The organism is Shewanella zhuhaiensis, from assembly GCF_022484835.1.
GTDB classification, from domain to species: Bacteria; Pseudomonadota; Gammaproteobacteria; order Enterobacterales; family Shewanellaceae; genus Shewanella; species Shewanella khirikhana.
The window spans coordinates 306711-328968 of the sequence record NZ_JAKUDL010000004.1 but is presented as its reverse complement, the minus strand read 5'-3'; the positions used below and the strand labels follow the sequence as shown (position 1 = coordinate 328968).

22 protein-coding genes and 1 other RNA gene are annotated in these 22258 nt (G+C 54.1%); 8 read left to right on the top strand and 15 right to left on the bottom strand.

The annotated features are described in order from the left end of the window. Positions 1-5 precede the first annotated feature (5 nt). Both rnpB and rsmI read right to left on the bottom strand, forming a co-directional pair. An RNA gene (gene rnpB, locus MJ923_RS13495) (RNase P RNA component class A) lies at positions 6-363 on the bottom strand. A 65-nt stretch (positions 364-428) separates the two neighbouring features. Continuing rightward, on the bottom strand, positions 429-1274 hold the full coding sequence (rsmI, locus tag MJ923_RS13490; protein WP_240591541.1) for a 16S rRNA (cytidine(1402)-2'-O)-methyltransferase: 846 nt from the start codon (positions 1272-1274) through the stop codon (positions 429-431). A gap of 88 nt (positions 1275-1362) precedes the next feature. Here rsmI and MJ923_RS13485 point away from each other — a divergent pair, with 88 nt between their 5' ends. From MJ923_RS13485 to MJ923_RS13470, 4 genes are all read left to right on the top strand, one after another. Beyond that, the gene (locus tag MJ923_RS13485; protein WP_240591540.1) at positions 1363-3195 is read left to right on the top strand and encodes a penicillin-binding protein activator; all 1833 of its coding nucleotides are present in this window, start codon (positions 1363-1365) and stop codon (positions 3193-3195) included. Further along, positions 3192-3518: a YraN family protein gene (locus MJ923_RS13480; RefSeq protein ID WP_240591539.1), complete on the top strand. Its 327-nt coding sequence runs from the start codon at positions 3192-3194 to the stop codon at positions 3516-3518. Before MJ923_RS13485 ends, MJ923_RS13480 begins: the two co-directional genes overlap by 4 nt. 114 nt (positions 3519-3632) lie before the next feature. Then, on the top strand, positions 3633-4226 hold the full coding sequence (locus MJ923_RS13475; protein WP_240591538.1) for a phosphoheptose isomerase: 594 nt from the start codon (positions 3633-3635) through the stop codon (positions 4224-4226). Beyond that, positions 4223-4789 (top strand): BON domain-containing protein, encoded by a 567-nt coding sequence (locus MJ923_RS13470; protein WP_126168536.1) that lies wholly within the window; start codon positions 4223-4225, stop codon positions 4787-4789. Before MJ923_RS13475 ends, MJ923_RS13470 begins: the two co-directional genes overlap by 4 nt. A gap of 144 nt (positions 4790-4933) precedes the next feature. Here the strand turns inward: MJ923_RS13470 and MJ923_RS13465 are convergent, their stop codons facing one another. Next, positions 4934-5821: a DMT family transporter gene (locus MJ923_RS13465; RefSeq protein WP_240591537.1), complete on the bottom strand. Its 888-nt coding sequence runs from the start codon at positions 5819-5821 to the stop codon at positions 4934-4936. Between the two features lie 129 nt (positions 5822-5950). On the opposite strand from MJ923_RS13465, the gene MJ923_RS13460 reads away from it, so the two are divergent. Next, positions 5951-6856: a LysR substrate-binding domain-containing protein gene (locus MJ923_RS13460; RefSeq protein WP_240591536.1), complete on the top strand. Its 906-nt coding sequence runs from the start codon at positions 5951-5953 to the stop codon at positions 6854-6856. 74 nt (positions 6857-6930) lie between these two features. On the opposite strand, the gene trpS is transcribed toward MJ923_RS13460, so the two are convergent. The 3 genes from trpS to rpe are packed head-to-tail and all read right to left on the bottom strand — an operon-like array spanning position 6931 to position 9305. Next, positions 6931-7929 (bottom strand): tryptophan--tRNA ligase, encoded by a 999-nt coding sequence (trpS, locus tag MJ923_RS13455; RefSeq protein WP_240591535.1) that lies wholly within the window; start codon positions 7927-7929, stop codon positions 6931-6933. A gap of 18 nt (positions 7930-7947) precedes the next feature. After that, a complete protein-coding gene (locus MJ923_RS13450; RefSeq protein WP_240591534.1) occupies positions 7948-8631 on the bottom strand; it encodes a phosphoglycolate phosphatase in 684 nt (227 codons plus the stop codon). Next, positions 8631-9305 carry a ribulose-phosphate 3-epimerase gene (rpe, locus tag MJ923_RS13445; RefSeq protein WP_126168541.1) on the bottom strand — a complete coding sequence of 225 codons (675 nt, stop codon included), beginning with the start codon at positions 9303-9305 and terminating at the stop codon, positions 8631-8633. The genes MJ923_RS13450 and rpe overlap by 1 nt, the downstream gene beginning before the upstream one ends. Positions 9306-9527: 222 nt before the next feature. Between rpe and MJ923_RS13440 the strand changes: the two genes are divergently transcribed. Further along, positions 9528-9875, top strand: a complete 348-nt coding sequence (locus tag MJ923_RS13440; RefSeq protein WP_126168542.1) for a hypothetical protein — start codon at positions 9528-9530, stop codon at positions 9873-9875. A gap of 5 nt (positions 9876-9880) precedes the next feature. Continuing rightward, positions 9881-10069: a DUF2970 domain-containing protein gene (locus MJ923_RS13435; protein WP_240591533.1), complete on the top strand. Its 189-nt coding sequence runs from the start codon at positions 9881-9883 to the stop codon at positions 10067-10069. 53 nt (positions 10070-10122) lie between these two features. On the opposite strand, the gene MJ923_RS13430 is transcribed toward MJ923_RS13435, so the two are convergent. From MJ923_RS13430 to MJ923_RS13390, 9 genes are all read right to left on the bottom strand, one after another. Continuing rightward, positions 10123-10965: a Dam family site-specific DNA-(adenine-N6)-methyltransferase gene (locus tag MJ923_RS13430; RefSeq protein WP_126168544.1), complete on the bottom strand. Its 843-nt coding sequence runs from the start codon at positions 10963-10965 to the stop codon at positions 10123-10125. 50 nt (positions 10966-11015) lie between these two features. Further along, on the bottom strand, positions 11016-12632 hold the full coding sequence (locus tag MJ923_RS13425) for an AAA family ATPase (RefSeq protein WP_240591532.1): 1617 nt from the start codon (positions 12630-12632) through the stop codon (positions 11016-11018). A 13-nt stretch (positions 12633-12645) separates the two neighbouring features. After that, complete coding sequence (aroB, locus tag MJ923_RS13420; protein ID WP_240591531.1) at positions 12646-13725, bottom strand: 3-dehydroquinate synthase; 1080 nt, start codon at positions 13723-13725, stop codon at positions 12646-12648. Positions 13726-13731: 6 nt separating this feature from the next. After that, the gene (gene aroK / locus MJ923_RS13415; protein WP_126168547.1) at positions 13732-14247 is read right to left on the bottom strand and encodes a shikimate kinase AroK; all 516 of its coding nucleotides are present in this window, start codon (positions 14245-14247) and stop codon (positions 13732-13734) included. Between the two features lie 216 nt (positions 14248-14463). Beyond that, positions 14464-16524, bottom strand: a complete 2061-nt coding sequence (locus MJ923_RS13410) for a type IV pilus secretin PilQ (protein WP_240591633.1) — start codon at positions 16522-16524, stop codon at positions 14464-14466. A 21-nt stretch (positions 16525-16545) separates the two neighbouring features. Beyond that, positions 16546-17061, bottom strand: a complete 516-nt coding sequence (locus MJ923_RS13405; RefSeq protein WP_240591632.1) for a pilus assembly protein PilP — start codon at positions 17059-17061, stop codon at positions 16546-16548. Then, positions 17061-17678, bottom strand: a complete 618-nt coding sequence (locus MJ923_RS13400) for a type IV pilus inner membrane component PilO (RefSeq protein ID WP_240591530.1) — start codon at positions 17676-17678, stop codon at positions 17061-17063. Before MJ923_RS13400 ends, MJ923_RS13405 begins: the two co-directional genes overlap by 1 nt. Then, a complete protein-coding gene (locus MJ923_RS13395) occupies positions 17675-18268 on the bottom strand; it encodes a PilN domain-containing protein (protein WP_240591529.1) in 594 nt (197 codons plus the stop codon). The genes MJ923_RS13400 and MJ923_RS13395 overlap by 4 nt, the downstream gene beginning before the upstream one ends. Continuing rightward, positions 18256-19335: a pilus assembly protein PilM gene (locus MJ923_RS13390; RefSeq protein WP_126168550.1), complete on the bottom strand. Its 1080-nt coding sequence runs from the start codon at positions 19333-19335 to the stop codon at positions 18256-18258. Before MJ923_RS13390 ends, MJ923_RS13395 begins: the two co-directional genes overlap by 13 nt. A gap of 184 nt (positions 19336-19519) precedes the next feature. Between MJ923_RS13390 and MJ923_RS13385 the strand changes: the two genes are divergently transcribed. After that, complete coding sequence (locus tag MJ923_RS13385; protein WP_240591528.1) at positions 19520-22093, top strand: penicillin-binding protein 1A; 2574 nt, start codon at positions 19520-19522, stop codon at positions 22091-22093. The last annotated feature ends 165 nt before the right edge of the window (positions 22094-22258 follow it).

The window sequence follows — 22258 nt, the reverse complement described above, 5'->3', positions numbered from 1 at the left end:
GCAAATTGGTGAGCCGACCTGTAAGCCGGGTTCTGTTCTCCCCGAAAGGAGTGGCAGCCATTCCTCTAGGCCTGCAATCGCTCGCAGGCTCAAGCAATCTACCCGGTTCCAACGCGAGCCACGCCATAAGGAACCCTATTTGATCTTGCTCCGGGTGGAGTTTACCTTGCCACGAACTGTTGCCAGCCGCGCGGTGCGCTCTTACCGCACCGTTTCACCCTTACCGGCCCGAAGGCAGGCGGTCTGTTCTCTGTTGCACTTGTCGTCGGCTTACGCCGCCCAGACGTTATCTGGCACCCTGCTCTATGGAGCCCGGACTTTCCTCCCCGTTCTTGCGAACGCAGCGACTGCCCAGTCGGCTCGGCGCGGATTATAGCCCAATGACCTGAGCCGACCAAGGGCTTTCGCCAATAAAGGTCAAACCCGGCTTACAGCCCTGCTGCCAGACCCGCCTTATAGAGGGCGTTTTTCTTCAGGTCGTGGATTTGCGCCGCCATGGCCGCGGCCTTTTTCAGTGGCAGCTCGGCCGCCAGCAGGCCTAAGGTTTCCATCGCCTTGGCAGGAATGGCTTCTTCGTCTTCTTCGGCCACAAAACCGTGGCACATCAGCACCATCTCACCCTTCTGTTGATTGCTGTCGGCCTGAACCACCGCCAGCACTTCAGCGGTGGTGCCGCTGATAAAGGTTTCAAAGGTTTTACTGAGTTCGCGGGCCATCACCATAGGTCTATCGGCACCGAAGACCGCCACCAGGGATTCAAGTGTTTGCAAAATCCGGTGGGGAGACTCATAAAAAATCAGGGTCCGAGGATCTTCCCGCAGCCCAGTGAGTTTATCGGTGCGACCCTTGTCTTTGGCGGGCAGGAAGCCTTCGAACGAGAAACGATCCGACGGCAGCCCGGAGGCGCTCAGCGCCGTGATGGCTGCGCAGGGGCCCGGCAGTGGCACTACCTTAAAGCCTGCTTCACGTACCTGGGACACCAGATGATAGCCAGGGTCTGAAATCAGCGGCGTACCTGCATCGCTCACCAGCGCCACGGCTTCGCCCGCAGCCAACTTCTCAATAATCCACTGGGCACGGGCGCGCTCGTTATGGTCATGCACCGAGGTGGTGCGGGTGTTGATGCCAAAATGGCTGAATAATTTCCCGGAGTGACGGGTGTCTTCGCAGGCAATCAAACTCACCGATTGGAGGATTTCAACGGCCCTCGGGCTCATGTCCCCCAGGTTACCTATGGGGGTCGGAACGATATAAAGCGCTGGGGGCAGGGACATAATTACCTCTGGAGTATGATGGCCAAGGCTTTAACCCCGGGCCGGAGAAGGTTAAACTTAACGCAGCATTTTACCAGAGTGAAGCCAAGTGTTGAAAAGCCGGAATCAATTGAAACTCGCAGGTGTTGCCCTGTTCCTGTCTTTATTGGCAGGTTGCGGCAGCACACCAAGGACAGATGTAAGCCAACCTCAGGGATCCGTTTCTTTGGTCAAGGCCGAACTTTCATCCACTCAGTACCTGGCACTGGCCGAGTCGACGCGGGATAACCAGTCCCGCAGCCGCTACCAGTTGCTGGCCGCCCATGCGATGCTGAACGAGGGCAACCCGCAGGGTGCCGCCCAGTTACTCGGCTCCATTAAGGCAGGTTTGGCACAGGACACGGAAATTCAGGCGGAATTCAAATATCTCACCGCCCGAGCCCTGGAGCAAAACGGCGAGTTGGCCGCCGCCCTGAAAGCACTGAATTACCCCAGCCACTGGAAACTGCCAGACTGGCAGTGGGTTTCTTATCACCAGCTGCGCTCGCAGCTGTTCCGGGCCCAAAAGCAGCCTATGGAAGAGGTGCGAGAACTGGCGGAGCTGGGCAAATATTTAAGCCCCGCCGAGGCTGCCGAAGTCAACGACCGGCTCTGGAAAACCCTGGCACCTATGCATGAAGAAACTATCGAAGCCTTTATGCAGGATGCCCGCTCACCGCTATACAAAGGCTGGCTGCAGCTTGCCTTTATCGCCAAACACTATGCGATAGACCCACAGACACTGGTGCGCTATCTGGGTGACTGGCAACGGGAAAACCCCTTCCACCCCGCTGCCGCCAGACTGCCAACCGATTTGGATCGCGCCCTCAATGCCAAGCCATACAACACCGGCAATGTGGCAGTGCTGCTGCCCTTGTCCGGCAACGCCGCCGCGGCAGGTTACGCCATCAAGCAGGGGATCCTGGCCGGCTATCTGGCGGCGGATGATCAACAGCGCACCGTGAATTTTTATGACAGCGCCGCCAATCCGGTGGCGGCTTACCAGCAAGCGCTGGCCGAAGGTGCCAACTTTATTATCGGCCCTTTGCTGCCTGCGGCCATCGAAGCCATTGAGGCCATGCCCAAGACACCCGAGCAGCAACTGGTGCCAAGGTTGTATCTGAACCAGCTGGGTCAGTTCAGCGCCGATATCGACAAGTTCTTCTTCTCGCTGTCTCCTTCCGAGGAAGCCAGTGACGCCGCCGAGCGTTTGTACCGCGATGGCGTGGAGAAACCACTGCTGCTGGCCAGTGCCGATGCCACAGGTCGCCGTATGGCCGAGGCCTTCAACCAAACCTGGCAACAGCAAACCCAGGACCCGGCCGAAGTGCATTACTTCGAGCAGGGCAATGAAATGAAGCTCACTGTGCAGCGCGCCCTGGGTGTACTCGACAGCCAGGCGCGCATTGCCCGCATGAAGGAAATTATGGGACGCAAACTCGAAGCCGAGTTCCGCTCCCGCGAGGACATAGACGCCATCTACATGATTGCCAGTCCCAAAGAGATTCAGCTACTTAAGCCATTTATCGATGTGAGCTTCTCGGTGTTTGCCGATCCTGTGCCCATGTATACCTCAAGCCGCGCCCGGCCTCAGGACAACAGCCATCAGGTGCCGCAGGAATTCAACAATGTGATGGTGAGTGACATCCCCTGGCTGATGCAAATCTCCGACGAGGCCCGCGACGTCAACGCCCTGTGGCCAAGCTGGAATAACGGCCAGAAGCGCCTGTTTATTATGGGCTGGGATGCATTGGATCTGGTGGATAAGCTGGCACAGATGCGGGCTTTCCCCGGTTATCAGTTCCAGGGTCGTGGTGGTGTGTTGTCGGTCACCCATGAAGGGGTGATCAAACGTCAGCTCTCCTGGGGCAAAATCCAGCGAGGCGTGCTGAGGCCGCTGTGAACACAGGCCAGCTCGCCGAGGACATGGCAGTAAAGCACCTGCTTAAACAGGGGCTTAAGCTTGAAGCGCGCAATGTGCGTTATCCCTTCGGTGAGCTGGATCTGGTGATGCGCGATGGCCGAACTTGGGTGTTTGTGGAGGTAAAATTCCGCACGCCGAAAGGGTTCGGCGATGCGCTTGATGCCCTATCCCATGCCCAGCAAGGGCGCCTCAGACGCGCAGCCAACCACTTTTTGCAATGCCATCGCATTGATGCTCCCTGCCGTTTTGATGTGGTTGCCATTACCGGCGATCAGCTGACCTGGCTCAAAGATGCCTTTTAGCATTCAGCTACTTGGTAAGATTTGGGTGTTATGAACAACAATTTACCCCCTTGCTCTCTACTCCCGCGCTGCTTTATGGCATGATAGCGCCAGTTTATTTTGTAAGGATCCGCCATGTTAGAACGTATCAAAGACAGCTTTACCGAGTCGATCCAGACCAAGATCGATGCCGCAGAAGCCCTGCCAGAATCCATTGCCAAGGCGGCTGAAATGATGGTTGGCTGCCTGCTGGGCGGTAACAAGATCCTCGCCTGTGGTAACGGCGGCAGCGCCGGTGATGCCCAACATTTCTCGGCCGAACTGCTTAACCGCTATGAAGTAGAACGTCCACCGCTGCCTGCGATTGCGCTGACCACGGACAGCTCTACCCTGACCGCCATTGCCAACGATTACAGCTACGACGAAGTGTTCTCGAAGCAAATTCTGGCACTGGGTCAGCCCGGAGACATACTGCTGGCCATCTCAACCAGTGGTAACTCATCCAACGTGATTAAAGCCATGGAAGCAGCCCTGAGCCGTGACATGACCATTGTGGCTCTGACCGGTAAAGACGGCGGCGCCATGGCGGGCCTTTTGGGTGCCAGCGACGTGGAAATCCGCGTGCCATCCAACGTAACTGCCCGCATTCAGGAAGTGCACCTTTTGGTGATCCACTGCCTGTGCGACAACATCGACCGCACTCTGTTCCCACAGGACGAACAGGCATGACCCGACTGCTGCTGACCGCTCTCGCCTGTATCACACTCACCGGTTGTGCCGGCGCCGTGATGGTGGGCGCCGTCGGTGGCGCCGTGATGGCCAATGACGAACGTTCCATATCAACGCAGCTGGATGACACCAACGCCGACTTTGTGATTGCCAGCGCCTTGATGAAAGACGAAGAGTTAAAAGCCAAAACCAATATCACCGCCGTGGTCGTCAATACCAGCGTGCTGATGATAGGTCAGGCACCCAACTCGACTCTGAGAGATAAAGCGGTGAAAATCGTGCAGGATCTGAAGCTCGGCGGCAAAATCCACAATCAGATCCGCATTGGCAACCCCACGTCTTTTACCACCCGCAGCAACGATACCTGGATCACCACCAAGGTGAAGGGACGCATGCTGAATGAAAAGACGCTGGATATTACCCGGGTGAAAGTGGTGACTGAAAACGGCGAAGTCTTCCTGCTGGGACTTATCCCCCGCTCGCAGGCCGACCTCGCGGTGGATGTTGCCCGTAACACCGCCGGTGTACGTAAAGTCATTAAGGTCTTTGAGTACGTCGAGTAACACCGGGTAAAGCCACGTAGAGGCTGTAACCGAAAACGGCGAAGCCTTACTGCTGGCGCTTATTCCCCGTTCCCAGGCAGACATGGCGGCCTAAGTTAGCCGCGATACTGCCGGTGTACCCAAAGCCACTCAGGTCTTTGATCATTAAGGCCTTTGAGTCGGACGAATAAGTGCTGAGTTTCCTCTGGCCTGCCAAAGGCGGGCGAGCAGGGGATACGCCGCCGACGGTAACACCACCAGCGCAGCCCCCCACCACACGGCCTCTCCAGGCCATTCATCAAACCAAAGCCAGCCCAGTGTCACGATAAACAGCAGGCCGCTGTATTCGGCCACCGCAATGTCGGCCGCCCGTGCCCGGCGATACGCCAAAACGCAAAACCAGTGATAGGCCATCAGGAACAGATTGCTCGCCAGCGCCACCCACAGCAGCGGCCAGCTGAAGCCGACAAAATTATTGAATGCAGCAAAGATCAGCGCGATGGGCAGTCCAAGCAGATTGTACAGCAGCATGGTCAGCACAGGGCTTTCAGTCACCGGCAACTTTCTTAACGACAGCTGACACAGCGAGAAGGTCAGTGCAGCGCCCAGCACCATAAGTCCGGCCCAGCCCAGTTCGGTTGGCGCCAGAATAATCAGCACCCCGGCAAAGCCCAGGAGGGCGCACACCCATTGGCCGGCACTCACCCGCTCTCCCAGCAGCCACCAGCCCAGCAGCATGATCATCAGCGGCGCGGAATAGAACAGCGAACTGACAGTCGCCAATGGCAGCGCCATCAGCCCAAGAATTAAAAAGAGCGCGCCAACAACACCTATGCCGGCGCGCCAAAGGTGGAGCGGAAGATGATTGGTCGCCGGACGCCCGGCAAGCCACCAGAGTGGCAACAACATGAGTACCGAGGTGAGCTGGCGCAGCAGCAAAAAACTGGCCCCATTGGCATCGTCAGGCAGCCACTTAACCGATACGTCATACAGGGCACTGAAGATATTGCCGAATATCAGCAATCCCAGGCCAATCAGGGTGGCTCTTTGCACGTTACATCACCTCAGCTCATGCGTTCCGGGGCATGATATCGCCCACAAATTATTATTAAAAATGATGTTTTTTCTTTAAGCATGAATTAGATTCATGCATTAATTCCTTATTCAATCCGCAGGTTTCACATGCGTAAACTGCCGCCGTTAAGGGCGCTTCAGGTATTTGAAGCGGCTGCCCGACATCTGCATTTTTCCCGCGCGGCGACCGAGCTGTGCCTGACTCAAAGCGCGGTCTCGCATCAGGTGCGGGCGCTGGAGCAGCATCTGGGGCAACCGCTTTTCAGCCGTAAAGGGCGGGAACTGACACTGACAGGCAAAGGTCAGCAGCTGTTTTTGGGGGTGCAGTCGGCACTGGATGGACTCGACAGCCTGTGCCGTCAGCTCAACGAAGGCGATAGCCGTGAACTGAGGCTGGCGGTGTACAGCTCGTTTGCGGTGAAGTGGCTTATTCCGCGGCTGAGTGATTTCCGGCGCCAGCATCCCGGAGTCAGAATTCACCTCGAAATGGTCAGTGGCGATCCGCAAATATCGGATCAGGTGGCGGACATGTTTATCTGCGGTGTACAGCAACAAAAAGGCTTTTGGCAGACGCTATTACGACCAGAGCGGCTGATCCCGGTTTGCAGCCCGCCATTGGCACAGATGCTCAAAAGCACCCTGGGCGAGTCGCTGACCTTACCTGCGAGTCTGGACAGCCTACCGCTGCTGTCGGTGGATGAGGTCGATATAGGCCCTGACTGGCAACGCTGGGCCGAGACCCGCCAGTTGCCGCTGTCGTGCAGTCAACTGCAAAGCTACAGCCATGTACTGCTGGCCATTGAGGCCGCCATTGCCGGGCAAGGGGTAGCACTGGCCTGCGATTTCATTGTGGAGGCCGATATTGCCGCCGGTAAGCTGGTGGCCCTGCCCTGGCCCGCGCTGGAAACCGGTTTTGGCTTTCACTTTGGTTGCCGCGAGCGGCGCCTGAACGAGCCCGCCATGGCAGCCTTTGCCGGCTGGATAAAGGCGCAGGCCAGGGCCGAAACTATTTAAGGCAGGGTTAAATTCACGGCCCGCGGGCATAAAAAAATCAGCCATCTGGGCTGATTTTTCGTTTGCGGTCTGGCTTACACCAGCAGACCAATCTTCTCGTATACCTTCTTGATGGTAACTTCGGCGCGGGCCTGGGCCTTTTCGGCGCCATCGCGCATCACGGCTTCGAGGAAGGCTTTGTCTTCACGCAGCTCTCGGAAACGGGCTTGCAGCGGCTCCAGCATGCCAACTACGGCTTCGCCGCAGGCAACCTTGAGGTGGCCATACATCTTGCCTTCAAACTCGGCTTCCAGTGACGCTATGCTCTGACCGGTCACACCGGACATCAGGCTCAGCAGGTTAGCAACGCCGGGCTTGTTGTCGATATCGAAGCGCACGACTGGCGGCTCGTCGCTGTCGGTCATGGCTTTCTTGAGCTTTTTCATCACCGCTTTGGGATCTTCCAAAAGACCAATCACGTTGTTGCGGTTGTCATCTGACTTGGACATCTTCTTGGTTGGGTCCTGCAACGACATCACCTTGGCACCCACTGGTGGAATGAAAGGCTCAGGCACGGTGAAGGTGTCGCCATAGGCGTTGTTGAAACGAATGGCGATATCGCGGGTCAGTTCGAGGTGCTGCTTTTGGTCCTGACCAACCGGAATCTGGTTGGCCTGGTACACCAGAATGTCAGCCGCCATCAGAACCGGGTAGCCAAACAGGCCCACGTTGATGTTGTTGGCGTGTTTTTGTGACTTGTCCTTGAACTGAGTCATACGCGACAGCTCACCCATCTGGGTGTAGCAGTTCAGTACCCAACCCAGTTGGGTGTGCTGCGGCACCTGAGACTGAATAAACACAGTGCTCTTTTTCGGATCGACGCCGCAGGCCAGATACAGCGCCAGGGTGTCGAGGCAAGCTTCGCGCAGGGCAACCGGATCCTGACGCACAGTGATAGCGTGCAAATCCACCACGCAATACAGGCAATCATGACTGTCCTGCATCGCCACCCACTGACGGAGTGCGCCCATGTAGTTGCCTATGGTCAACTCGCCGGATGGCTGCGCGCCGCTGAGTACAATGGGTTTGGTCATGTTGCTGCTTACTCCGTGTTATTCTGCCGCCTTCAGGCGGGTCAAGATCTCTGCAAAGGTGTTACATACGGCATCTGGGCCGGAAAGCCCAATATCTTCACCGTAGTTGTAGCCGTAGGTCAAGCCAAAGGATGCAATTCCAGCCGCTTTGGCAGCCAGAATATCGTTGCGGCTGTCGCCGACCATCAGAAGCTCGTTCGGGCCAAGGGCCCAGCTGTCCATAATGTGGGTCAGCGGCAGTGGGTCCGGCTTCATCCGCGCCAGAGAGTCACCGCCGAGGATCAGCTCAAAATGGTTATCAATGCCGAACGCCTTGAGCAGCGGCAAGGTAAACTTGTGCGGCTTGTTGGTAACAATCGCCATTCTGAAGCCAAGCGCCGACAGCTCGTTGAGGGTTTCTTTTACCCCATCATACAAGCGGCTGTGACGCTCAAGATGACGCTCATAATGCTGCATAAACATGGGCATGGCATCGTCAAGCATGGAGCCGGTAACATCACGGCCGAGGGCATGGGTCAGGGCGCGGGCAATCAATACCCGGGCGCCATTACCTACCCAGGTACGTACCAGATCTTCGCTGCACTGGGGCAGTTTCAGCTCTTTTAAGGTGTCGTTGGTGGCAGCGGCAAGATCCGGCACACTGTCCACCAGGGTGCCATCCAAATCAAAGGCAATGGCACGGATACGTTCAGCGAGCAGCATTACGCGTTCACCTTGGCCAGCTCGGCACGCATTCTGTCTACTACGGCCTTGTAATCCGGCTTGCCGAAAATGGCACTGCCCGCGACAAACATGTCGGCACCGGCGGCAGCAATTTCCGCGATATTGTCTTCTTTCACGCCGCCATCGACTTCAAGACGAATATCAAAGCCGCTGGCATCGATGCGCTCACGCACCTGCTTGAGCTTGTCCAGGGTGGCTGGAATAAAAGACTGACCGCCAAAGCCCGGGTTGACTGACATAAGCAAAATCACATCCAGCTTATCCATCACGTAATCGAGGTAGTGCAGCGGGGTAGCCGGGTTAAATACCAGGCCAGCCTTGCAGCCGTGGTCACGGATCAGTTGCAGAGTACGGTCAACGTGCTCGGACGCTTCCGGATGGAAGGTGATGATTGACGCACCGGCCTTGGCGAAATCAGGAATAATGCGATCGACAGGTTTTACCATCAGGTGCACATCGATGTCGGCAGTGATGCCATAGTCACGCAGCGCTTTACACACCATGGGGCCAATAGTCAGGTTAGGCACATAGTGGTTGTCCATCACGTCGAAGTGAACCACATCGGCGCCGGCATCGAGCACAGCTTTGACATCGTCACCCAAACGGGCGAAGTCGGCAGACAAAATCGAAGGAGCAATCAGGTAAGGACGCATAATTCAGAGTCTCTGGCTGAAAATGGGAGGGCGCATATTTTACCCGATTTCACTGATTTTTTCCGTACTTTCTGTTGTTTTTATGGCCTCGGCCACAGGGTATGGCACTATTCACTGGCCTATGCCGATGCAGATGAAAGAAAATTGTTCAAAAAGCGCACGCTTTTGTTATAATCCCGAGGCTAGTCTCTGTCTCGAAGGGATGTCTCGAAGGAAGTGACGATGGACACCAACAACCCGCAACATGCACCACGCCGATTTGCCAATATTAAGGCAGTCATGGTCTTATCCGTGGCGGCATCTGTGGTTATTGGTGGTGTGGTGTATCAGGCCAGCGCCAAAGATCCCGGCACTTCTGCCTGCGTATGCAGTGCCAGCACCAGCTACAACAACAGCCTGCCAGCCAGTCACCCCAACAACCGTTGTGCCACCCAGTCTCAGGATTTGAGCTGGAAGTCCTGGCTTTCCGGCAGCAGCCGCACCACTCAGTTCCATTTCCTCGATTTGCTGGAGTTGCTCCACGGCCACGACAGCAAGCCTACCGATAATCCGGCGGCCAGCCAGCGTTAAGCGCCGTGTTTCGGTCCGTTATTCGGGTACTCACCAGCACTGTCGCAGCCTTCTTTGGCGTGCAATCTGACCAGCGAAGACAAAAAGATTTCAGCACCGATTCCCCGGTACCTTTTATTTTGATGGGTATTTTTCTGGCTGCTTGCCTGGTGGCCGGACTGCTCTGGCTGGTCGGTATGGTGCTGCCAAACTAACGGCCCGCATCCTTTCGAGCATCTCGCCAATCGCCGGTCAGTGACAGACTGGATCAGTCCAGCGACTCCAGATGGTAAGTCTCATCGTAAAGCGCCATCAGCTCATCCACCTTATTGCGGCCGCTGCCCTTTTGGCTGATATTGCGCTGCACCCGCACGGTTCCCAGCCTGGCGCCATGGTAGAGCTCACGGGTCAGCGGAATATCATGGTTGCTGATAAGCACGGGAATGCCACGCTCGATGGCGGTATGACGAGAATGACGCGCCAGCAGCGCCTGGTCATCCAGAGTAAAGCCTGCGCCAACATAGGTGGTGAAACTGGCAGTCGTAGACAGTGGCGCATAGGGCGGGTCGCAGTAAATCACGTCCCCCTTGTTTGCCAGTTCGAAGGCTTGCTCATAGCTGATGCACAAAAACTCGGCTCGCTTGGCTTTCACGGAAAAGGCACGAATTTCCTGCTCAGGAAAGTAGGGCTTTTTGTAGGAACCAAAGGGCACATTGAACTCACCCTTGCGGTTGTAGCGGCACAAGCCATTGAATCCATGGCGATTCAGATACAAAAAGTACACAGCACGACTGAAGGCGTCGCGGGTACTGTTGAAGCGCTTACGGATATCGTAATAGGCTTCTTTGTTATTCATCTCATCGCAAAACAAAGCCCTCGCCGCCTGAATGTAGTCTTCAGGCTGACGCTGCACAATTTTGTAGAGCCCAATAAGATCTTGATTAATATCGCAAAGAAGATATGAATTGTAGTCGGTGTTCAAAAAAACCGAACCGGCACCCACAAATGGCTCAACCAGACGCTTTCCCTTGGGCAGATGCTGACGAATGTCGTCCATCAGCTTGAACTTGCCACCGGCCCACTTGAGAAAGGCTCTTTGTTTAATCGTCATGGTTGGGAAAAGTCGCCGGAAGAAATAAGAAGCATCTGATTGTACTTCCTTTAATTGGAAATTTCACCGCCGGATACCGCTTCAATCGGCTGATAAGTCCCCAAATCCTTCCATGCACGCACCCAGGGCTTACCACCACCGTAACGTTGCGGCAAGGAATCCGCCTGGCTGTCAGCCTCGGCGTGACTGCTGTAGTTGCCCTGCAAAATCACCAATTTGTCCCGGTACAGCACCAGATAGAGATTGGGCTCTTTTGCCAGACGCTTGAGGATCACATCTGCCGACTCACGTTTGCCAACGGTGGCTATCTGAAGGGTGTAGCCTTGTTTGGGCAGCTGAATGTTGGTCGCAACGGCTATGGCCGCTGCTTTCGTGGTATTTGCTGCTGGCTTTGTGTCGGCCGCTACGCCCTGCGTGGTCACTTGAACGCCTTTGGTTTTCGGGTCGCGGGTCTTGTCGCTATTCGTCCTAACATCAGCAGCCTTAGCGCCAACCGGTTTAGCGCCAACACCGCCATGCTGCGTCGCCGCGCTCATATCTGTTTTGGTGCTTACCTGCGAGACAGGCGCGTCTGATTTGGTAATTGCAGCAGCCGGACTCACACTGGCTGATCTTAGGGTATCGGCAGTTTCGACTTCCGCCAATGCTCTGGCTTCAGCCAGCAGCGCCAGGTCGGCTTGCTCCTGCTCCAAAGCAGCAGTCATTGCTTCTTGCTCGGCTTGCAGCGCGGCATCCAATGCCTGTTTTCGATTGGCAAAATAGGGCTTAAGTCGCCACTCACCAAAGGGAGACAGCAAACCGCTAGCCTGGTGTCTGCCTTCAGACTCTGCGTAAGCTCTGGCATCTGTGCTGGCTGTTTGGGTGGTTGAGGGGTTTGATGTGGGATTGATCTTCCCGGGATGACCGCTGATTACACCCCAAAGCCCCGCTGTGACCAGCAAGGTAACCGCAGCCACTGCGAGCACTCGCCACAGACCTTTACGGGACACTGCAACGTCAGTTTTGGGCGCCAGCGCCAGTTCCAGTAAGGCAATCACTTCACCGGGCCTTCCCGCCTGCTGCTCAAGCTGGGTTTTAATAATATCCCGGGGCACATAAGGCACATCATCGCTGCGGCTTATCAGGGTGTAGTACAGTGCTTCGCGCTCACCCAGCGGCAAGGGCTCAATATCGATGGGCGCCATCAAGCCACGCTGGGCGCTGCCAAGCTCCGCGTAAAGCGCACGCGCCTTTGCAGGCTCGCAGGCAAAGGTGATTGCGATGGGCCGACCAGCACATTTTTGCTGCGATAACAACAGACACTCCGCCCAAAGCTCAAGTGGCAACAGGTGCGCATCATCAATGAGAATGTGGATCGGCTGAGATAACGCCGACGCAAAGCGGCCAAGGGTGTTTCCCAAGGGCTCTTCATCGTCGAACAAAGGCTCAGATAAAAGCTGGATAAGGATTTTACGGCGGATTTCAGCGGCATCGGCGTGCATTGGGCACACTACCAAGGCTGAGTTGTATTCTTCCTGCTCGCTGACCAGAGCCGTCAGCAGGGTGGACTTACCGGCCCCCTCCTCACCCAGTGCCACCACCAGTTGCTGGCTGTAGCAAGCCATGTGTTGCATGCGTTGCAACAGGGCTTCCTGGGAAGGTAAGAGTACCGATAGCGAAAATGTCATTGTTCACCCACAGTCAGGGGCGGCGAATGACCTCGGCCAGGTCGGCATCGGTTGCCTGGCTGCTGACCTCGGCTTGACCAATTCCAAGAGGCAGAACCAGCCTCAATTGACCTCCGAGTACTTTTTTGTCTCGCCGCATATGCTTAATAAAGCTGTTAAAGTCCATGGACTCCGGAGCCAGGACGGGCAAATCGAATGCCTGGATCAGCGCAGTAATGCGACAAAGAATTGACTTATCGATTAGCCCCAGTGTTACCGAGGTTTGTGCAGCAAGTACCATGCCAGCCGCCACGGCTTCACCATGCAGCCAGTTGCCATAGCCCATTTCTGCTTCGATAGCGTGACCAAAGGTGTGCCCGAGGTTCAGCAGTGCCCGGACGCCCTGTTCGGTTTCATCCTGAGACACTACGTCAGCCTTAATCTGGCAACAACGGGCGATGGCCTCGGTAATAGCATTTTGCTCAAGCGATTTGAGTGCATCGACATTGGCTTCGAGCCAGCTGAAAAACTCGCTGTCCCAAATGATGCCGTACTTGATCACCTCAGCCATACCAGCAGCAAATTCACGCCCCGGTAAGGTCGCCAGACAATCGGTGTCTATCACAACCAGCTTAGGCTGATAGAAGGCGCCAATCATGTTTTTACCAAGAGGGTGATTGACGGCAGTTTTGCCACCAACAGAGGAATCCACCTGCGACAGCAAGGTGGTGGGAACCTGAATAAAATCAACGCCACGTTGGTAACTGGCGGCGGCAAAGCCGGTCATATCACCAATAACGCCGCCCCCCAAAGCCAGCAGCAGACAATCACGGGCATAATTCCCTTCGAGCAGCGCATCGAAGATGCGATTTAAATATTCGAGGGTTTTGTACTGTTCACCATCCGGCAGGATCACCGCCTCTACCTGAGCCGCGTCGGCAGACAGGGTAGCGGTGATCTTGTCCAGATAGAGGGGGGCAATGGTGTCGTTAGTGACAACGAGAACCTTTTTGCCACGCACCAGTGGGGCAAATAATGCTCCCTGACTAAACAAATTCGGGCCAATGTGGATCGGATAACTACGATTTGCCAGATCAACCTGAATTTGTGTCATGCTGCGTCAGAACCCCAATTGTTCGATGATTTGATTGGCAACAACCTTGGCACTTTGGTCGTCGGTTTTCACCACCAGATCCGCAATCTCTTCGTAAAGAGGGTTACGGCTTTCTGCCAGTGTCTCGAGTACTGAGCGAGGGTCGTCCACCTGCAACAGTGGGCGGCGTTTATCACGCTGAGTACGGGCTACCTGCTTGTCGATGGTGGTTTCGAGGTAAACCACGATGCCACGGGCAGACAGGAAGTTACGGATGTCTTTACTTTGAACAGAGCCACCGCCAGTCGCCAGCACTATGCCTTGCTTCTCGGTCAGATCGGCAATTACCTGCGCCTCACGGCGACGGAAACCTTCTTCCCCTTCCACGTCAAACACCCAGGCGATGTCCGCACCGGTACGGCTTTCAATTTCTTGATCCGAGTCGTGGAATTCCAGATGCAGCATTTGCGCCAGATGACGGCCTATTGTGCTCTTGCCCGCGCCCATAGGGCCTACCAGAAAAATATTACGTTTTTCAGCCATTTCTTATACGTCTGAATCTTTTATGAATTATCTACCTATACCAACCTCTGAAAGAGGCGGCGAACTCAATACCTTGCTCTAAAGAGACTTGACCGGGGATTATCTCAGTTTGGAGGTAACCATGGCAAGTCAGATATCCGGATCACGCAGAAAACTTTGGTTCACGCCCAAAACAAAGAGGCCGGCATATGCCGACCTCTGCTGTTTAAAAGACTATCAGATTTTTTCAGTGACAATCTTGGGTGTCACGAAAATCAGCAGTTCCTGACGTTCGTTTTTGTCCGACGTGTTTCTGAACAGGAAGCCAACCAGTGGGATATCACCCAGCACAGGCACCTTGCTTACACGGCTGATAAGGTTTTGCTGATAGATACCACCAAGTACTATGGTTTCACCGTTGTCTACCAGAACCTGGGTACCGATACGTTGAGTATCGATTGCCACTGCGCGGCCAGTAGGCGTGTCCACAGTTTCACCTTGACTATCCTGAGTGATTTCCAAATCGAGGATCACACGATTATCGGGTGTAATTTGTGGTGTAACCCGCAGTGACAGAACCGCCTTCTTAAAGGTAACAGTGGTAGCACCACTGGATGCAGCCTGCACATAAGGGATTTCAACACCCTGCTCAATGTAAGCCGCCTTCTGGTTAGAAGTAGTGATACGTGGGCTGGCAATAATTTCGCCCTTGTTTTCCTGCTCCAACGCACTCAGTTCCATATCCAATACAGTGCCGTCGGCCAGTTTAGCGACATGGAATGCAATGCTGGCAGCATTGGTGGGTGCAGGCAGATTTACATTGAGTCGGTCACTGATAGCAGGAACGATGCCATTGGCAATGTTCTGTGCACCTTCCAATGAGCCAGAAGTGCCTTTGGTACCTTGCTGGTCGGTGATGCCCCAGCGAATACCCAAATCTTCTGCCACATTGTCTTTTACTGTGACCATGCGGGATTCAATCAATACCTGACGAATAGGGATATCCAGCACATCAATCATGCGGCGCACTGCCAGCAGGGTTTCAGCAGTATCTTTCACCAGCAGGGTATTGGTGCGCTCGTCCACAGCGACACTGCCACGCTCGGTGAGCAGGCTTGAGTCTTTGCTCTTGAGCAGCTCAGCAATATCTTTTGCCTTGGCATAGTTGATTTGCATGTATTCAGAATACAGCGGCGCAAGTTCCTGCACTTCCTGCTGATTACGCAAGTCCATGCTCTCGCGGACTGCAAGCTCTTCAGCAGGTGCAACCATCAGGATGTTGCCTTCGATTCGCTTATCCAGACCTTTGGTTTTCAGAATAAGATCCAAGGCCTGATCCCAAGGTACATCATCCAGAACCAAGGTAATGTCACCCTGAACAGAATCACTGGTCACCAGGTTAAAGTTATTGTAATCCGCGATGAGCTGCAGCACGGTACGTACAGAAATATTCTGGAAGTTCAGTGATAAAGTCTTACCGTTGTACTTCTTCTCTGGCTTTACTGAAGCCTGACGCACAACCTTGTTCATCGACAGTTTGAACTGAGCCGCTTCCTGAACATAGTTGTACTCGTACTCGCCACCTATATCGATAAGAATGCGGGTAACCAAATCGTCTTTGAAGGTTTCGAAGCTCTTCACGGGCGTGGCAAAATCCTGCACGTCCATCACATACAACATATCCTGCGGAATATCTGTGTTATAGAACTTCACTTCCAACTTGGCACCGATTTGCTCGACATCCGCAGCAACTTTGGTGTTATTAAGCTGAACAATTAGCTCCCCACCACCTTTACCATTGCGGCGAAAATCAATGTTCTTTACACCATTAACATAGGCACCGGAGGCTACAGCAGTATCGGCGGCAGCTTCACTTACTACTGCATCATTGACCGTTAAGCGATAGCTGTTACCCACTACAGCACCTTGGTATGGCAGAACTTTTGATAAGTTTACCGCAACAACCAAATCGGTATCCTGCTGCTGAGCCTGCAGCTCAGTTACGCCACCACGATTAACAGCCAGAGAAGGCGCAGCCAGACCGGAAACACTGTCATCAAATGACAGCAAGATTTTGGCAGGCGATGCATTGAGGTTAACTTCGGGCTCGGTTATTGGATTTTCAAACACCAACTCCAGCTCCAACTGGCTGTCTATCACATTGTGATACTTCACATCGACCAGACGGTTGGCCGCCAGAGCTGCCGTTGATACACCAAAAAACAACGCGATTCCCACCAGAGACTTCATCAATCCAGGATTGCTGAAGCGTGTCATGAACGCGGCAGAAGATTCCATCATTCCCTCATCCTTCGCAGGTTATTCTCCAGCCAGTTCGAGGGTGCTTGAGCGCTCAGCCCAGCAACCGGAACCGTCCGGAATTAATTCTATTACTTCGACATTTTGTGGGGTGACTTTAGTGATACGGCCATGATACAGCCCAAGATAATCACCCACGCCCAAGCGGAACACATTGCCATCGTTGGTCTGAACCAAAGCCCAGATACTTTTATTCTGCGTCAGGGTTCCACGCATTTTCAGGTTATCAAGAGCATAGGTTTCGAGTCTGCCCTTCCGACGTTTGAGATCCGGTTGAGTACAGTCTTTGGTGACATCCACCGACTCTTCACTCAACTCACGTGACGGTGGAACAAAGGGACTGCGAAGCAACTCGGCCTGATAGGCAAAATGTTCGAAAACCGGTGGTTTTTTCAGCGGTGGAATCTTGGCAACGTGTTGAGCCTTTGTTGTAGTAACAAATAGTTCCAAATCGCTACGATCGCCAACGCACCCGGTCAAAAACAGCAAGATAGCGGCAACAGGCAAGTATTTCATCATTTCTTGCCTCCATTCTGCTCAGGTGGAAGTTGCGCACCTTCTTTGAAGCGATATGTCTTTGCCAGAATGTCCATCGACAACACGTCACCATCCTGATGTTTGATAACAAAGTCATGCAAACTCACGATACGGGGCAGTTTGGCAACGCCACCAACCATGTTGCCAAGCTGGTGATAATCACCGCTGACGACCATTTTAATTGGAAATTCAATATAGAAGTCGCGCTGTACCGCACCTTCCCAATCCAGACTTTCAATATGCAAACCAGCATCGGTGGCCACGAAAGTCAGGTCATCCAGTAGACCATCCATTTCATTTTCTGACGGCAGCATCTTAAGCAGTTCGGCAAACTGCGCTTCCATTTCCTTCAGCTGTTCACGGTACAATTTAAGGTTGGCCGCTAACTGATATTTAGCCTGGAAGTCCTGGCGCAGCTGCTCTTCTTTGACCTGTTCGGCTTTCAGAACATCGATGGCATCGGAGATAAACAGGAAATAGCTCGCAACTCCCACGCACACTGCCAGCAGCAGTGCAAACACCACCTTTACCTGAGCTGGCCAGCCACCAATATTCTCAAAATCGATATCGTTGAATTCACTCAGATCCAGTTTCATTTGGCCGCTCCTTTCTTACTGGCGGCTGCCTTTTCCTGTTCTCTGGCCGCTTTATCAACCACGGTGACTTTGAGACTGAACCGCTGCAGCTTACGCATCTCTTCATTCTGAGACACGATGCTCTGCATCACAGGGTCGTCCAACCAGGCTGATGTCTTCATCTTACGCATCATATTGGCCACGTTGTTGTTGGACTCACTGCGTCCTTCAACCCAGACAATGCTGCCCTTTTTCTCAACGCTTGACAGGTAAATACCCGGCGGTACAACCCGCACCAGCTCATCCAATACGTGTGTCGGCAGGTTTCGCGCCTGTTGCAGGTTGAGAATGATTTCTGTGCGACGCTCGATGTCTTTCTTGCGCTCAGTGATCTTTTTGATTTCAGCGATTTGCTTTTCCAGCAGCTGAATTTCTGATGTCAGATAGGCATTTCGGGCACGTTGCTCATCGGTCATCATGCTGATCACCTGCAAACAGGCGAATACCAGCAGCGCTGAAACCAGAAACACCAGTGCCAAAGAGCCAATATAATCACGTTTTTGCTTTTCTCTGGCCTCTTCACGCCAGGGCAACAGGTTTATGTTCGCCATTGACCATAGCTCCTTAATGCCAGGCCACAGGCAACCATGTATTTGCTGATACTGGGTTGCAACGTGGTTTTAACTGATTCATCGGCATGCAGACTGCCCTGGAAGGGATCGGCAATAATGGTATGAACACCCAGTTCATTGGTCAGCAGGTTAGCCATGCCTTCCAGACGGGAAGTACCACCACAGAGCACGATATAATCCACCTTATCTTTACCACTGGAGGTGCAATATATTTGCAGCGTGCGCTTAATCTGCTGCAACAGCTGAGTTTGGAAGGGCGAAAGCACCTCAAACATATAGTTGCGAGGCAAATCGCCTTCTATTTTGGCTTTCTCGGCTTGCTCATAAGACATGCCATAGAACGACAGAATGGACTGAGTAAACTGCTCTCCACCAAATGCCTGCTCACGGATAAAGGCAGTCTCACCACCTTCTACCACGGCGAAAGTGGTCATGTTGGCACCTATGTCCACCATGGCAATGACTTTTTTATCACTGCCCTCAGGCAACTGGCTGTAGATGAGTTCAACAGAGCGACCCAGCGCATAGCCTTCGATATCGACAACCTTTGCTTCCAGATCCACTTCATCCAGCGAATCCACCCGGGCATCAATATTTTCAGTTCGGCAAGCACTGAGCAACACATCCACCTTGGTTGGGTCGATGCTGTTAACACTCAATGTTTCAAAGTCGATACTTACCTCATCCAGAGAATAAGGAATGAGGTTATCGGCTTCGATTTCAATTTGGGCTTCCATCTCCGTTTCATTCAGCGAGGCATCCATGTAGATGACCTTGGTCATCACCGCTGAACCAGACACTGCCACTGCGGCAAATTTACAGCCTTTGGGCAACGCACGCCTTACCTGGCGCAGGCTGTCCACCACTGCTGCGGGATCACGAATATCGTGATCATTGACGGCTCCCTTTTTAACGGGAACAGCGGCATGACTTAATATTTTAAAACCATCAGCCGTCTTGCTCAGCAGAATCGCCTTGACTTCATGGGAGCCAATGTCGATCCCCACCATCTGCGGAGCCTGACGCTTCCATAGATTTGAAAGCATAGTCCATTGTCACTTTTGTTTTAGGTTGCAGAGATAGAGTAGCACAAAATCAACTCGTTATACTTATTTGTATAGAATGTTTAAGCCTTTTACAATTGGCAATTTTTTGACGCTGCTTTTTACTTCACCCTAGCCTTTTGCCCTTATATACTGTGGCTTCCTCGAACTATTTTGGAATATTCTGGTGAAGTGGCTAAAACGTATTCTCATTGCCCTCTTTAGTCTAGCCTTGCTGGGCGTAGGCGCTATTGTTGCGGCATATTTTTATGTTTTGCCCGACCTGCCCGATGTCGCGACCCTTAAAACGGTCCAGCTGCAGACACCGCTGAAGATATACAGCCAGGACGGCAAACTTATTTCACAATATGGCGAAAAGCGCCGTATTCCCGTCAAACTTGAAGATGTTCCCAAGCCGCTGCTGCAGGCCTTTTTGGCCACAGAAGACGCGCGCTTTTACGAACATCAGGGCATTGACCCCGTCGGTATCGTACGAGCCTTCGTGGTTTGGATGGCCTCCGGCGAGAAAAAACAGGGTGCCAGTACCATTACCCAACAGGTCGCCCGAAACTTTTTTTTGACGCGGGATAAAACTATTATCCGCAAGGTGAAGGAAATCTTTATTTCTTTTCACATTGAGGATCTGCTCACAAAAGATGAAATTCTTGAACTGTACGTAAATCGCATCTACCTCGGCCAGCGTGCTTACGGTGTTGGCGCAGCGGCGCAGGTGTATTACGGCAAGGATTTGCACGACCTGTCATTGGCAGAAATGGCGGTTATCGCCGGCCTGCCCAAAGCCCCTTCCACCCTTAACCCCATCACCTCGCCCGACCGCGCGCTCGCGCGTCGTAATGTAGTGTTGATGCGGATGCGGGAAGTCGGTTTCATTAATGACAGCGAATACGCCAGCGCCATCGAGCAGCCCAATACCGCCTCTTATCATGGTGCCGAAATCGACCTGTACGTGCCTTATGTGTCTGAAATGGCGCGGGACTATATGATCCAAAAGTATGGCGAAGAGGAAGCCTATACCGGCGGCTATAACGTCTACACCACCGTCAGTTCTGACCTGCAACTCAAAGCCCAAAAGGCACTGCGCGACAATATCTACGCCTACGATGAACGCCATGGATACCGCGGTGCCGCCGAAGTGCTGTGGAGCAGCGAGGTGCCAGACACCACCAGCATCAGTGAGCGACTGAAGAAAATCGCCAACGTACAGGATCTTGAGCCTGCGGCCGTGATAAACGTCCAGGAGCAGCAAGCGACTGTGCTGCGCGGCAACGGCGAAACCGTGACACTGCCATGGCAGGGCATCCAATGGGCGCGCAAGTTTATTACTGACACCCGTCAGGGCAGTGCCCCCAAAGCAGCCACCGAGGTACTGACAGCCGGCGAACGTATCTGGATCCGTAACAATGGTGAACACTGGCAGCTGTCACAGGTGCCGGAAGTCTCCAGCGCCATCGTATCCCTCGACCCACATAACGGCGCCATCCGCGCACTGGTGGGCGGTTACAGCTTCAGTCAGAGCCAGTTCAACCGGGTGACCCAGGCCAAACGCCAGCTTGGTTCCAACATCAAGCCCTTTATCTACGCCGCTACGCTGGAGAAAGGCTTTACCCTGGCCACACTGATTAACAACGCCCCGATCAACAAGCCCGACATGAGTCAGGGTACTGCCTGGCGACCCAAGAACTCACCCGACGTATACACAGGCCCAACCCGGATGCGCGTGGGTCTGGCCCAGTCGATTAACGTCATGGCCGTACGGGCACTGCGTTATGCCGGCATCGACAATACTGTCGAGTTGCTGACCCGCTTTGGCTTCGACCCCAACGACCTGCCCCGCAACGAGTCGCTGGCTCTGGGTTCGCCTTCGGTTACGCCGCTGCAGGTGGTCAATGCCTTCTCGGTGTTCGCCAACGGCGGCTATCTGGTTGAGCCCTTCTTTATCGACCGGGTCGAGACCGCCCTTGGTCAGGTCGTGGAGAAGACTAAGCCAACATTGGCCTGCGATGCACCAATGCCGGAAGAAACGCCAGAAGATCAGGTGCTCAGCCAACAGCCAGACTCGGTAGTTGAAGCCCTGGCCACTGCCGCCATTACCGGCGAGGCGCCGGAAATGCTGGCAAAAGCCACCGACGTGAATCTGTGCGGCGGCGAAGGCGTGCGTTACGCGCCCCGAGTGCTGTCGGAGCAAAACGCCTTCCTGATTACCGAAGCGCTCAAGAGTGTGATTTGGGGCGGCGGTGATTTCAGCAAGGGCACCGGCTGGAACGGTACCGCCTGGCGCGCGGCTCGCCTGCTCAAACGCCATGATATCGCTGGTAAAACAGGTACAACCAACGAGTCGCGTGATACCTGGTTCAGTGGTTTCAACCCTGACTTGGTTACCACCGTCTGGGTTGGCTTTGACGATCACGGCCGCGAACTTGGCCGCACCGCCTGGAATGCCAACGGCGCCAAAGACCAGATCTCCGGTGCCGAGGCCGGCGCCAAAACCGCGGGTCCCGCCTGGAACCAGTTTATGCTGATGGCAATTGGTGACATTCCGGAGAAGCCTTCTCAGCCGCCTGCCGGCATAGTCTCGGCCCGTATCGATTACAGTTCGGGCAAGCTGAGTCGTCGCACCGACTACACCAGTGGCTTCGAGTACTTCGCCGCCGGCACAGTGCCTACAGATTACGCCAACTCCGCTATCGCCGAAGACAACACCACGGCCCCGGAAACCACGGCAGACGATCTGTTCCAGTAAGCATTACGCGTTGTAAAAAAGGGCCTGCGGGCCCTTTTTTGTTGCTGCGAGCCTTGCATTGATGACATTTGTCATCGGCCATTGGTGACCTTTGTGCCTGAACAAGCCCGCCTTGAAAAACGATACTGGCCTCACCTGAACGGCAGGTTATCAATCAACAAGGAA